12 protein-coding genes and 1 pseudogene are annotated in these 12,412 nt (G+C 64.6%); 10 read left to right on the top strand and 3 right to left on the bottom strand.

Going from position 1 to position 12,412, the window contains the following annotated elements:
* Nucleotides 1-181 precede the first annotated feature (181 nt).
* Nucleotides 182-424, bottom strand: a complete 243-nt coding sequence (gene ccoS / locus NFV80_RS09190; protein WP_295329644.1) for a cbb3-type cytochrome oxidase assembly protein CcoS — start codon at nt 422-424, stop codon at nt 182-184.
* A gap of 6 nt (nt 425-430) precedes the next feature.
* Nucleotides 431-2,887, bottom strand: a complete 2,457-nt coding sequence (locus tag NFV80_RS09185) for a heavy metal translocating P-type ATPase (RefSeq protein ID WP_295329642.1) — start codon at nt 2,885-2,887, stop codon at nt 431-433.
* A gap of 93 nt (nt 2,888-2,980) precedes the next feature.
* Between NFV80_RS09185 and NFV80_RS09180 the strand changes: the two genes are divergently transcribed.
* The 5 genes from NFV80_RS09180 to ispH are packed head-to-tail and all read left to right on the top strand — an operon-like array spanning nt 2,981 to nt 8,620.
* Nucleotides 2,981-3,904 carry a bifunctional riboflavin kinase/FAD synthetase gene (locus NFV80_RS09180; RefSeq protein WP_295329640.1) on the top strand — a complete coding sequence of 308 codons (924 nt, stop codon included), beginning with the start codon at nt 2,981-2,983 and terminating at the stop codon, nt 3,902-3,904.
* Nucleotides 3,905-3,911: 7 nt separating this feature from the next.
* Nucleotides 3,912-6,740 carry an isoleucine--tRNA ligase gene (gene ileS / locus NFV80_RS09175; RefSeq protein WP_295329638.1) on the top strand — a complete coding sequence of 943 codons (2,829 nt, stop codon included), beginning with the start codon at nt 3,912-3,914 and terminating at the stop codon, nt 6,738-6,740.
* Nucleotides 6,727-7,233: a signal peptidase II gene (lspA, locus tag NFV80_RS09170; protein ID WP_295329636.1), complete on the top strand. Its 507-nt coding sequence runs from the start codon at nt 6,727-6,729 to the stop codon at nt 7,231-7,233. The genes ileS and lspA overlap by 14 nt, the downstream gene beginning before the upstream one ends.
* Nucleotides 7,234-7,238: 5 nt before the next feature.
* Nucleotides 7,239-7,691, top strand: a complete 453-nt coding sequence (locus NFV80_RS09165; RefSeq protein ID WP_296758463.1) for an FKBP-type peptidyl-prolyl cis-trans isomerase — start codon at nt 7,239-7,241, stop codon at nt 7,689-7,691.
* An 8-nt stretch (nt 7,692-7,699) separates the two neighbouring features.
* Nucleotides 7,700-8,620, top strand: a complete 921-nt coding sequence (ispH, locus tag NFV80_RS09160) for a 4-hydroxy-3-methylbut-2-enyl diphosphate reductase (protein WP_296758461.1) — start codon at nt 7,700-7,702, stop codon at nt 8,618-8,620.
* Between the two features lie 9 nt (nt 8,621-8,629).
* On the opposite strand, the gene NFV80_RS09155 is transcribed toward ispH, so the two are convergent.
* Nucleotides 8,630-9,427, bottom strand: a complete 798-nt coding sequence (locus tag NFV80_RS09155; RefSeq protein WP_296758459.1) for an energy transducer TonB — start codon at nt 9,425-9,427, stop codon at nt 8,630-8,632.
* An 89-nt stretch (nt 9,428-9,516) separates the two neighbouring features.
* Here NFV80_RS09155 and NFV80_RS09150 point away from each other — a divergent pair, with 89 nt between their 5' ends.
* From NFV80_RS09150 to NFV80_RS09130, 5 genes and pseudogenes are all read left to right on the top strand, one after another.
* Entirely contained in the window at nt 9,517-9,954 is a 438-nt protein-coding gene (locus NFV80_RS09150) for a type IV pilin protein (protein ID WP_295329626.1), read from the top strand.
* A complete protein-coding gene (locus NFV80_RS09145) occupies nt 9,951-10,538 on the top strand; it encodes a GspH/FimT family pseudopilin (protein WP_295329623.1) in 588 nt (195 codons plus the stop codon). The genes NFV80_RS09150 and NFV80_RS09145 overlap by 4 nt, the downstream gene beginning before the upstream one ends.
* Complete coding sequence (pilV, locus tag NFV80_RS09140; protein WP_295329621.1) at nt 10,538-11,002, top strand: type IV pilus modification protein PilV; 465 nt, start codon at nt 10,538-10,540, stop codon at nt 11,000-11,002. Before NFV80_RS09145 ends, pilV begins: the two co-directional genes overlap by 1 nt.
* Nucleotides 10,999-12,042: a PilW family protein gene (locus tag NFV80_RS09135; RefSeq protein WP_296758456.1), complete on the top strand. Its 1,044-nt coding sequence runs from the start codon at nt 10,999-11,001 to the stop codon at nt 12,040-12,042. Before pilV ends, NFV80_RS09135 begins: the two co-directional genes overlap by 4 nt.
* Nucleotides 12,036-12,412: pseudogene (locus NFV80_RS09130) on the top strand (hypothetical protein); the annotation flags it as partial. The gene NFV80_RS09135 and the pseudogene NFV80_RS09130, both read left to right, overlap by 7 nt.

Genomic DNA, 12,412 nt, shown 5'->3' with positions numbered 1-12,412 from the left:
ACACAGATCAACTCTTGCCGCCGTCGCGAGCCGATCCCGACGCACAAAAAAGGGTGCGCCGAAACGCACCCGAACCCCAATAGAGAAACCTTCCCAAGCGCGCCTCTCCAGCCTGCAGGAGTATTCAGACGGTCGATGTGCCCATTATTGCGATAGCCGGCAGCGTTCGTCTTGACCTGCGTCAAGCACCGCCCATGTTCTTCTCCGACGACCGCACAGAATTCGGCCCGGGTGGCGCGTCCGCCATTGCGCCGTTGGTGTCTGGCGACGCCAACGGCGGCACTCCATCGTCATCCATCAGAATCCGGTAGGCAGGCCCTTCCAGATCGTCGAACTGACCGCTGCGCAGCGACCACCAGAAGGCGATGCCGATCAGGAAGACCAGTACGACCGAGATCGGAATCAGCAGGTAAAGCGTCTCCATCATCGATCAACCCTCGGCGACCTTCTGCAGCCGCAGCGAATTTGCGACGACCAGCAAAGAACTTCCGGACATGCCGATGCCGGCCATCCACGGGGTGACGAAGCCGCCGATGGCCAGCGGCAGAGCCACAAGGTTATAGGCAAAGGACCAAAACAGATTCTGCCGGATTACGCGCAGAGCCCGGCGGGCCAGAACCACTCCCCGACGAAAGTGGTCGAGGTTTTCCGAGAGCAGCACCAGATCAGCCTGCGTGCGCGCCAACTGCGAGCCGCCGCCCATCGCCACCGAGACCTGCGCCTGCGCCAGTACCGGAGCATCATTGACACCGTCGCCAACCATCGCGACCACAGCACTGCTCTCCTGCAGGCGGCGAATGTAGTCGTGCTTCGCCTGCGGCGACGCATCCGCCTGAACTTCCTCGATGCCGAGCAGTCGCGCCACGCGAATTGCCGCGGGCGCTGCATCGCCGGTCAGCAGGGCAACCTGCCGCCCGCTTGCGCGCAACGCAGCGACCGTCGCCGCAGCTTCGGGGCGCGGATCGTCGCCGAGACGAAACAGCGCAATCCAGCCACTCTCGTTACCCAGCGCGATCACCGTGTCGCCTCCGCCGGTCAACGACTGGACGGAATCCGGCACGGCTTCGCCATGCAGCGTGCGAACATAATCGGGCCGTCCGATGCGTACCTTGCCCCCGGCATGCACGGCGCTGCTGCCGCAACCCGGCTCGTTGCACAGCCCTTCGACGTGCGGCAAGACCCGGCCAGCGGTCGCCCGCCGCAACGCGAAGCCGATCGGGTGCTCCGACGCCTGCTCGAGTGCCGCCGCCAGCGCCAGACTCTCGTCGGCATCGAACAGGCCGAGCGGTACTACTGCCAGCAGCCGCATTTCGCCGGTCGTGAGCGTGCCGGTCTTGTCGAAGACGAAATGGCTGGCGCGAGCGAGCGTCTCGACCGCATGGCTGCGCGTCACCAGCAGACCGGCCTTGGCCATTGCCCCACTGGCCACGGTGAGAGCGACGGGCGTCGCCAGCGACAGCGCACAGGGACAGGTCACCACCAACACCGAAACCGTGATCCACAGCACCTGCCGAGGATCCACGAACCACCAGACGACGGCCACAGCCGCCGCGAGAAGCAACAGCGCGACGATGAAGCGGCTGGCAATCTGGTCGGCGAGTTCGACGATGCGCGGCTTCTCGCTCGCCGCACGCTCCATCAGACGGACGATTGCCGCCAGGCGCGTCGCGTCTCCCACCTGTGTGATCTCGACCAACAGTGGACTCTCGACGTTTACCGCGCCGCCGGTGACCGCCTCCCCCGGGCGCTTGCCGACCGGCGCACTCTCCCCGGTTAGAAGTGCTTCGTTGACGCTGCTTTCGCCTTCGGTCACCCGGCCGTCGGCCGGAATCGATTCACCCGGACGCACCAGCACGATGTCCCCCGGCTGCAGATCGGCCGCCAGCGTCTGCTCGACGTCACGCGTCGCGGGATAGTCCGAGACGCGCCAGGCCACTGCAGGCATCAGTTTCGCCAACGCCTCGGTGACGCTGACCGCACGCTGACGCGCGGTCATTTCGAGGAAACGCCCACCCAGCAGGAAGAACACGAACATCGTCACCGAATCGAAATAGACTTCGCCACTGGCGGTCAGCGTCGCCCAGATGCTGGCCGCGAAGGCCGCGCCGATTCCCAGCGCGACCGGCACATCCATGCCGGCGCGGCGCAGGCGCAGATCACGCCAGGCACTGCGAAAGAAGGGCGCGGCCGAATAGAAGACCACCGGCGCGGTCAATACGAGGCTCGCCCAACGCAACAGCCGCTCGATCTCGGGGGTCATTTCGCCGTCATTCGCGAAATACACCGGCACCGCGTACATCATCACCTGCATCATTCCGAAACCGGCGACGAACAGCCGCCACAGTGCGCTGCGCCGTTCCTGCCGCGCCAGTAGTTCGCTTTTCGCCGCGTCGTACGGGTAGGCACGATAGCCGATCGCCGCAATCGCCGCGAGGATGTCCGAAAGCCTGATTCGCCGCTCGTCCCAACGCACTCGCGCACGCCGCGTCGCATAATTGATGTCGACCGCAGTCACCCCGACAAGGCGTGAAAGATGCTGCTCGTTCAGCCAGATGCACGCCGAGCAGGTAATTCCTTCGAGGATCAGCGATGCCTCGCGCTCGTCGCGCTCCGGGTCATCACCGAGAATGCGCACGAAGGCTTTCTGAAAATCCGCATGGTCGTAGAACCGCAAGCCTTCGAGCACCGCCGGCGTCGCCTCGCGCGGTGCATCGGGCAGCGCGTCGCGATTGCGATAGTAATCGGCCAGACCGTGATCGACGATGGCCTGCGCGACGGCCTGACAGCCACCGCAGCACATGGCGCGCGGCTCGCCGTCGATGCGGACCGCTAGTTCGACGCCGGCCTGCACGGGCAAACCGCAATGATAGCAATTGCCGATAGTCATCGCCGCCGCATACAGGGAAAAGATCGAGGCGCCGACTGGCGTCTCGCGAAACTGGTTATAATCGCACGTTTTGTCTGCTCCCACTCGCAGCCAATGCTCGTCTACCGCGGTTTTTCACAGACAGCGCACAGTGCCACCGTCCTCACCATAGGCAACTTCGACGGCGTCCACCTCGGCCACCGTGCGCTACTCGCGCGTCTGGCGCGGACCGCCGCCAAAGCTGGACTGCCAGCGACCGTGCTTACCTTTGAGCCGCACCCACGCGAGTTCTTTACGCCGGAATTGGCGCCGCCGCGCCTGTCCACGCTGCGCGAGAAACTCGAACTGCTCGCCGACGACGGTGTCGATCTGACCTACATCTGCCACTTCAACGCCCGTTTCGCCGCTATCGGAGCCGAGGAGTTCATCGAGCGCGTGCTGGTCGGCGCACTGCGCGTACGACATCTGATCGTCGGCGACGATTTTCGCTTCGGCGCCAGGCGCGCCGGCGACTTTACGCTGTTGCGCGCGGCCGGGGCCCGACTCGGTTTCCGGGTCGAGGCGATGGACAGCGTCACGCTCGACGGCGAACGTGCTTCGAGCTCGGCGGTGCGTGATGCCCTGCACGCCGGTCGTCTCGAACATGCGGCGCGGCTGCTCGGCCGCCCTTATTCGATCGATGGACGCGTCGTCCATGGCGAAAAGGTCGGACGGCAACTCGGCTTCCATACCGCGAACATCCGCATCAAGCACGAGCGGCCGCCGCTGCAGGGCGTCTTCGCTGTCGAGGTCAAGGGTCTTCCGGGCGAACCTCGGCACGGGGTCGCCAACCTCGGCTACCGACCAACTGGCAACCACGTGCAGCGACCACTGCTAGAAGTCCATCTGTTCGATTTTTCTGCCGACATCTACGGCGCGCATCTCAATGTCCGCTTCCTGCACAAGCTGCGCGACGAAATGAAATTTCCCGACTTCAACGCCTTGAAGGCGCAAATCGCCAGCGACGTCAGCGTGGCGAGAGCGTACTTCCAGTTGTGAGACCGCCATGGCCGACTACAAGAAAACCCTGAACCTTACGGACACGCCCTTCCCCATGCGCGGCGACCTCGCGCGACGCGAACCGCAATGGGTCGCCAGCTGGCAGAAAGGCAGGCTCTACCAGCGGATCCGCGAAGCATCGCGGGGGCGCCCACGGTTCGTGCTGCACGATGGCCCACCCTATGCCAACGGCGACATTCACATCGGCCACGCAGTCAACAAGATCCTCAAGGACATCATCGTCCGCGCCCGTACCCTGGCGGGCTTCGACGCGCCCTACGTCCCGGGATGGGATTGCCACGGCCTGCCGATCGAGCATCAGATCGAGAAACTGCATGGCAAGCACGTGCCCGGCGACCGCGTGCGCGAACTGTGCCGTGCTTTCGCCGCGGAGCAGATCGAGCGCCAGAAACAGGATTTCATCCGCCTTGGCGTACTTGGCGATTGGGATCAGCCTTATCTGACCATGGACTTCAAGACCGAGGCCGACGAAATCCGGGCGCTCGGCCGAATCCTCGAGATGGGCTACCTCTACCAGGGTCTCAAGCCGGTGAACTGGTGCCTGGATTGCGCTTCGGCACTGGCCGAAGCGGAAGTCGAATACGAAGACAAGACCTCGTCGGCAATCGACGTCGTTTTCGCAGTGCATCCGAATCACGCCGACAAGGTAGCCAGGGCTTTCGGACTGAGCCACCTGCGCGGTCCAGCTTTCGCCGTGATCTGGACGACGACACCATGGACCCTGCCAGCCAACGAAGCGGTCAGTGCCCATCCCGATTTCGACTACGAGTTGATCGATACGGCGAAGGGCGCGCTGATCCTGGTGCGCGAGTTGGCCCAGGACTGCCTGCAGCGCTACGGCCTGAGCGGCCTGAGCATCGGCTCCGCCAAGGGCGCCGCGCTCGACCAGGTGCTGCTCAGGCATCCCTTCCAGGCGCGTGACGTGGCGATCATCTGCGGCCGGCACGTCACCCTCGAAGCAGGCACCGGCCTGGTGCACACGGCGCCGGCGCACGGCACGGACGACTACCTGATCGGCAAAGCCTACGGGCTGCCCGTCAACAACCCGGTCGGTGACGACGGGCGCTTCGTGCCCGGCACACCGGCACTGGCAGTGGGCGAACTGGCGGGCAAGACCGTCTGGGAGGCCAATCCACTGGTTCTCGAGGAACTCGCGGCGAACGGCCACCTGCTTCGGGCGGAGAAGATCCGGCACAGCTATCCGCATTGCTGGCGACACAAGACGCCAATCATCTTTCGCGCAACTACGCAATGGTTCATCGGCATGGAGCGTCGTCCCGGCGCAAGCGATGCCACAGTCACGGCAGCCGGCGACGAGCCACCGACGCTGCGCTGGTGCGCGGAGCGAGCCGTCGATGAAACACAGTTTTTCCCGAGCTGGGGGCGGGCGCGCCTCGAAGCGATGATGCGCACCCGGCCGGATTGGTGCGTCTCGCGTCAGCGCAACTGGGGGGTTCCACTGCCGTTCTTCCTGCATCGCGAAACGGGCGAGCTGCATCCACGCACCGCCGAGTTTATCGAGGCTGTCGCACAGCGCGTCGAGAAAGCGGGCATCGAAGCGTGGTTCGCACTCGACGCCGGCGAGCTGCTCGGCCCCGACGCCGCCTCGTATCGCAAGATGAGCGATACGCTCGACGTCTGGTTCGACTCCGGCTCGACCCATTTCAGCGTGCTGCGCGGCTCGCATCGGCGTGAACTCGCGTACCCGGCCGACCTCTACCTCGAGGGATCTGACCAGCACCGTGGCTGGTTCCAGAGTTCGCTGCTGATCGGCTGCGCAATGGATGGCCGCGCCCCGTACAAGGCCTTGCTGACGCACGGCTTCGTGGTCGACGGCAAAGGCCTGAAGATGTCGAAGTCGAGGGGTAACGTCATCGCACCGCAGAAGATCGCCGACTCCCTGGGCGCCGAAATCCTGCGCCTCTGGGTGGCCGCCACCGACTACTCGGGCGAACTGTCGATTTCGGATGAGATCCTCAAGCGCGTCGTCGAAGCTTACCGACGCATCCGCAACACGCTGCGCTTCCTGCTAGCCAACACCTCCGATTTCGACGCCGGCTGCGACCTGCTGCCGGTCGAGCAATGGCTGGAAATCGACCGCTATGCGCTGGCCATGACCAGACAGATGCAGGCGCAATGCGAAGCTGACTACGAGCGCTGCGAATTCCACCGCGTCGTCCAGTCGTTGCAGACCTTCTGTTCGGAGGATCTCGGTGGATTCTACCTCGATATCCTCAAGGACCGCCTGTACACCACTGCCGCCGGATCACTGGCGCGCCGCTCGGCACAGAGCGCCCTCTGGCATATCCTGCAGAGCCTGGTCAAGCTGATGGCACCGATTCTCTGCTTTACCGCCGAAGAGATCTGGCAACTGCAGACCGCCGACACCGGGCAGTCCGTGATGCTGCACACCTGGCAACCGCTGCCGGCACCGCCATGCGAAAGCGAACTGCTGGACAAGTGGCGCAAGATCAGGGGCTATCGTGGCGAAGTCCTGCGCGCGCTGGAAGAGTTGCGCATCGAAGGCAGGATCGGCTCGCCGTTGCAGGCCGAGGTGCGCGTGCACTGCGACGGCGAAAAATACGAGATCCTTGCCTCTCTCGGCGACGATCTGCGCTTCGTCCTGATCTGTTCGCAGACCGCAGTGGTGCGTGACGCCGAGGACAAACTGTGCTGCGCGCCTTTACCCCACGCCAAGTGCGAGCGCTGCTGGCACGTGCGCGCCGACGTCGGGAGCCATCCCGACCATCCGGGTCTGTGTGGCCGCTGCCTCGACAACCTGCAAGGTCCGGGTGAACGACGTGCCTTCGCGTAACATCGACCGCTGGCTCGGGCTGGCCGGCATCGTCATTGCGATCGACCAGATCAGCAAGTGGCTGGTCCTCGCCTGGCTTCAGCCGGGCGAAGTGATCTACGTCGCGCCCTTCTTCAATTGGGTGCTGACCTTCAACCCGGGTGCCGCCTTCAGCTTCCTCTCCGACGCCGGTGGCTGGCAGCGCTGGTTTTTCACGGCACTGGCGCTGGCCGTCTCGGCCTGGATCGTCAGCGTCCTGCGGCGGCACGTCGGCGAGTTCCGGTTGTCGCTGGCGCTCACCCTGATCCTCGCCGGTGCGCTCGGCAACGTCATCGATCGTCTGCGCTTCGGCGCCGTGGTCGATTTCATCCAGTGGCACGCTGCCGGTTTCTACTGGCCGGCGTTCAACGTTGCCGACTCGGCGATCAGCGTTGGCGCCGTGCTCATGGCCTGGGACCAGTTTGCCGCGAGGCCTGCCGGTCACGGTCCCGCACACCCCAGCCAACGGAAGTGATCCCGGTGCAGAACGCCGACCTTGCGCCCGCGGTCGTCGGGCCCGACAGCTACCTGACGCTGCACTACAGCCTCTCGACCCTGGACGGCAGCGAATACGTGAGCACCTTCGGCTTGTCGCCGGCGACCTTGCAGATGGGTAGTGGCCAACTCGCCGAACCGCTCGAACACTGCCTGCTCGGTCTGGCGGCCGGTCAGCGCCAGCTGTTCGAACTTGCCGACACGGATGCCTTCGGCACGCACAACCCGCGCCTGGTCGAACGCATTGCGCGCATCGCGCTGCCGCCGGAGATCGAACTCAAGGTCAACTCCCTGATCGAATTCACTTCTCCGGACGGAACCGCTAGCTTCGCCGGCTTTCTCCGCGAACTGACGGAAAGCAGCGCGCTGTTCGACTTCAACCATCCGCTGGCCGGCAGACCAATCCGTTTCGAAGTCGAAATCATCGCCATCCTGTGAGGCCCGAGATGCAGGTCATCCTTGCCAATCCCCGCGGTTTCTGCGCCGGCGTCGAGCGCGCCATTGCCATCGTCGAGCGCGCCCTGCACACCTTTGGCGCACCGATCTACGTCCGCCACGAAGTGGTGCACAATCGATACGTCTGCGACGACCTGCGCGCCAAGGGAGCCATCTTCATCGACCAACTGACGGAAGCTCCCTCCGGCAGCACGGTCGTATTCAGCGCACACGGCGTCTCCCGGGCGGTTCGCGAGGAAGCCGCAGCGCTCGGCCTGAAAGTGTTCGACGCCACCTGTCCGCTGGTCACCAAGGTACATGTCGAGGTGGCGAGGATGCGCAAGGAGGGCCGCGAGATCGTGATGATTGGCCACAGGGGCCATCCCGAGGTGGAAGGCACGATGGGACAGAGCCCGGACGGCATGTATCTCGTCGAGACCGTCGCCGACGTACGCGCGCTGCAGGTCGCTTCGCCCACGCGTCTGGCCTACGTCACGCAGACCACGCTATCGGTCGACGACGCCGCGCAGGTCGTCGCTGCCCTCAAGGAACGCTTTCCGGAGATCGTCGGCCCGAAAAAGGACGACATCTGTTACGCCACACAGAATCGGCAGGACTCGGTCAAACAGCTCGCCCGGGCGGCCGAGGTCGTCCTCGTCGTTGGCAGCCAGTCAAGCTCCAACTCGAACCGATTGCGCGAAGTCGCCGAACTGATCGGCAGCCGCTCCTATCTGGTCGACCAGGCGGAACAGATCGACCCGTCCTGGTTCGCCGGCGCCAGCCGGGTCGGTGTCACTGCCGGCGCCTCGGCCCCGGAAGTTCTCGTCCAGCAGGTCGTGACTCATCTGTCGGGAGGTGATCCCGCACAGGTCGGCCAACTCGACGGCGCCGATGAAAACGTTACCTTCGCCCTGCCACGCGAACTGCAGTAGCTGCTGCCGTCAGCGTACTTGCAAACGGTCGGTCGCATGACTTCTGCCGCTGTCGCTCGCGTCCAGCTCCACTGCAAAGAGCGTTTGGCTGCTGACCGCTACCCCCTCGATCTCTCCCGGACGAAAGCGCAGCCGGGAAAAGGCGGCGAGCAGCAAGGCATTGTAAGCCGGCGACAGGTTGCTGCTTGCCAATTCACTGCGATCCACCGTCCCATCGGCCGCGATGAGCACCCGCAACACGGCCTTGCCGCCACGCCGCTCGGCACCGTCAGCGTTATCCGCCATGGGTAGCAGCGGCTCGTCCTGCAGCACCGGCGGCCGCGTCAGCTCGGCGGACGAGAAATACCAGTCCGAGGCCGGCGCATTAACGACAGCCGCCAGATAGGATGGAACGTGCGCCGCCAGACTGCGCTCGCCGAGCGCTGCCTGCAGTGACTCCGGAGACGCCGCTGCGCCTGTCTGCGCCGCCCAATCGGCGGGCGCATCGGCAGAGGAACCGACCGGCAGGGATTCGGCAGGAAGGCCGCGCAAGGTCGCGACCAGCGGGCCAGCTCCCGCCCGACCGACGGGTCCGACGGCGCGCTCCAACAGTACCGCCAGCAGCAGATGCAGCAGCACCGAAGCCAACAGCGCATACAGCAAGCGCTGCCGTTGACCGGGCGCTGCCGGACCATCTGGGGAAACCGCACTAGACAAATGTTCGGCCTGGAAAGAGGAAGTGAAGAACGCCCGAGCCAGCGGAAGGGCGATTCTACCGCCCGCCGAAGTCCGCGCCTCGCCACTCGTCCGCCACGAGGCGCCGTCCATCGCCGACGACTTGCACCGGACGAGTCCTGGCTTATCATTACCTTGCTTCGTACCGTACCCGATCCTCTTGTCGATGCCGAGGAAATGCCGTGAAAAAACACGCTGGCTTCACCCTGATCGAGGTCATGATCGTCGTCATCGTCATCGGCATTCTGGCGGCCATCGCCATTCCGAACTATACCGACTACCTCACGCGATCGCGGATCACGCACGCCACCTCCGGGCTTGCTGCGTGGCGAGTGCGCATGGAGCAGTTCTTTCAGGACAATCATACCTACGCCGATGCGGCGGCCAAGATCGACGGTTGTGACTCGACAAAACCCAGCGCCAGCGATACCCCCTATTTCAACTTTTCGTGCAGCAACCTGACGGCCAGCACCTATACGCTGACCGCCACCGGCAAGGACAAGATGACCGGCTTCACCTACACGGTCACCGAAGCCAACGCCAAGTCAACCCCCAACGTCGCGGCTGGCTGGACCAGTTCGCCTTCGTGCTGGGTAACCAGCAAGGGAGGCGGCTGTTGAAAACGCCGCGTGGCTTCAGTCTGATCGAACTGGTCATTGGCATGGTCATTCTTGCCGTGCTGCTGAGCATTGCGATGCCCGCGTTCAGCAACTGGCTGCGCAATGCCAAGGTGCGCACTGCGGCGGAATCGGTACAGAATGGTCTGCAACTTGCGAGAGCCGAGGCGGTGCGGCGCAACAATAGCGTCCGCTTCAGCCTGGTAACGACGATCGACGACAGCTGCGCGCTGGCCGTGGCAGGTCCGTCCTGGGTAATCAGCATGGACGACCCTGCCGGCAAGTGCGCGACTCCCGCGTCCGACACGGTGGCTCCGCGCATCATTCAGACGCGGAACGGCGCCGAGGGCTCCTCCGCAACGACCATCGCGGCCGGACAGTCTTCCTTCGTCTTCAACAGCCTGGGACGCGTGACACCGACTCCTGCGGGTAACGTCGCGATCGACATATCGAGCCCGACGGCCGCCTGCCTGGCAGACGCGAGCCCGGGGCCGGTACGTTGCCTACGCCTCGTGGTCTCGATCGGTGGCCAGATCCGCATGTGCGATCCCGCCTTGCCCAGTGGCGATGCGCAGGGCAGTTGCTGATGAAGGGCAAGACCGTCCAGACGCAAGCAGGCGTCATGCTGCTCGAAGCGTTGATCGCCGTCCTGATCTTCTCCCTGGGAATACTTTCGCTCGTCGCGTTGCAGGCAACGTCGATCCAGCTCACCAGCGACGCCAAGTACCGTACCGACGCCAGCCTGTTGGCCAACAAGCTGATCGGACAGATGTGGGCCAGCGGCGCTTCGCCGAATGATCTCCGGACGAGATTTCAGACCGGCGGCGCCGACTACAATACCTGGCTTTCCGAGGTGCAAGGAAAGGATGGGCTTCCGGGCGTCGTCGACGCTTCGGCCGGAATTGATGCCACCTTGCCGACGGTGACTGTCGATGGAGCCACAGGACAGGTGGTGATCACGCTGTTCTGGCGCACCCCCCAGATGAAGCTGACCGGGCCTGGTTCTTCGCACAGCCACATCGTCACCTCCCAGATCATCCAGAACCAATGAGCCCGCATAGCCCGAAAACACCCTCCGGCGACCGCGGCTTCACCCTGGTCGAGGTGATGGTCGCGATGGTCATCGGCATGATCGGCATCGTCATCATGATGCAGGTCTTCGCCACCGCCGAAGGACAAAAGCGCGCAACGACCGGCACCGGCGACGCACAAAGCACCGGTGCAACTGCACTCTACGAACTGCAGCGGGACATACGTCAGGGCGGTTACGGCTTGAACTCGCTGAGCCTCCTGAGCTGCGGCCTTGTCCTCCCCTCCGGGGCCACCTTGCCCACCCTCGGTCCGGCCATCATCAACCCGCGCAAGGCGGACGCAAGCTTGCTGCTGCCAGCCGGAGACGCCAACACCGACACGCTCCTGATTGGCTACGGCAGCGGCGCTGGCTCTTCCGAGGGGGACGCGATCACCAACCCGAACGGCACCATCCTCGCGGTCCAGACGGCGGCCAACTTTGTCGTCGGCGATGCGGTGATCGCCGCGCCAGTTTCCGATGGCACCGTCGCCTGCGCCCTGACGCTGACCATGGACAGGGTGACGGCCGTTGCGACGCCGTGGGTCACGATCGGCTCCACCCCAGCGGTGCCGGGCGGGTTGCTCTTCAACATCGGGCAGGCTCCCGCCATTCGCGCCTATGCGATTCGCGGCGGCAACCTCACCGTCTGCGACTATCTGGCGAACGACTGCGGCAATGCGGATAACGTCGGCGTCGCGACGATCTGGCGGCCGATCGACAGCAACATCGTCAGCCTGCGCGCCCAGTATGGGCACAACAACACGAACCCGATCACCTGGGACCAGACCACGCCGACCACCGCCTGCCAGTGGGTACAGACTTCGGCGCTGCGCATCGCAGTCGTCGCGCGCAACAGTCAGGTCGACAAGAATCAGATCACGGCCAGCGCGCCGACCTGGGAAGGCAGTGCTGCATTGCCCTTTGACCTCAGCGCGAGAGCGAACTGGCAGAACTACCGCTACAAGGTCTTTGAAACCGTGGTACCGATTCGCAACCTGCCCTGGATGGCCAAATGTTAGAGAGCCTGGAGAGCAGACGCCCGTCACCCGTCTGCACGGTGCCCGCTCGACAGCAGGGCGTCGTCCTGATGGTCGCGCTGATCATCCTGGTGGCGATGACCCTGGCTGGCGTCGCGCTGATCCGCTCGGTCGATACCGCCAACGTGATCGCCGGCAATCTGGCTTTCCACGAGTCTGCCACCCATGCCGGCGACCGCAGCACCGAAGTGGCCCTTGTCAACTGGCTGGCGCCGAACAGCGTGCCCGGGGTCACCACGCTGTACAACCCGGCGCAGGGCTACTTCGCCTCACGCGCAGACCCGGCGGCGGGCGTATCCTGGGATGCCTTCTGGAACAGCACGCTGGCAGCCAAGGCAGTGGCGGCAAGCCC

It is taken from the genome of Accumulibacter sp., assembly GCF_023806565.1.
In the GTDB taxonomy this organism is placed as follows: domain Bacteria; phylum Pseudomonadota; class Gammaproteobacteria; order Burkholderiales; family Rhodocyclaceae; genus Accumulibacter.
This window is presented reverse-complemented; position numbering and strand designations above follow the sequence as displayed.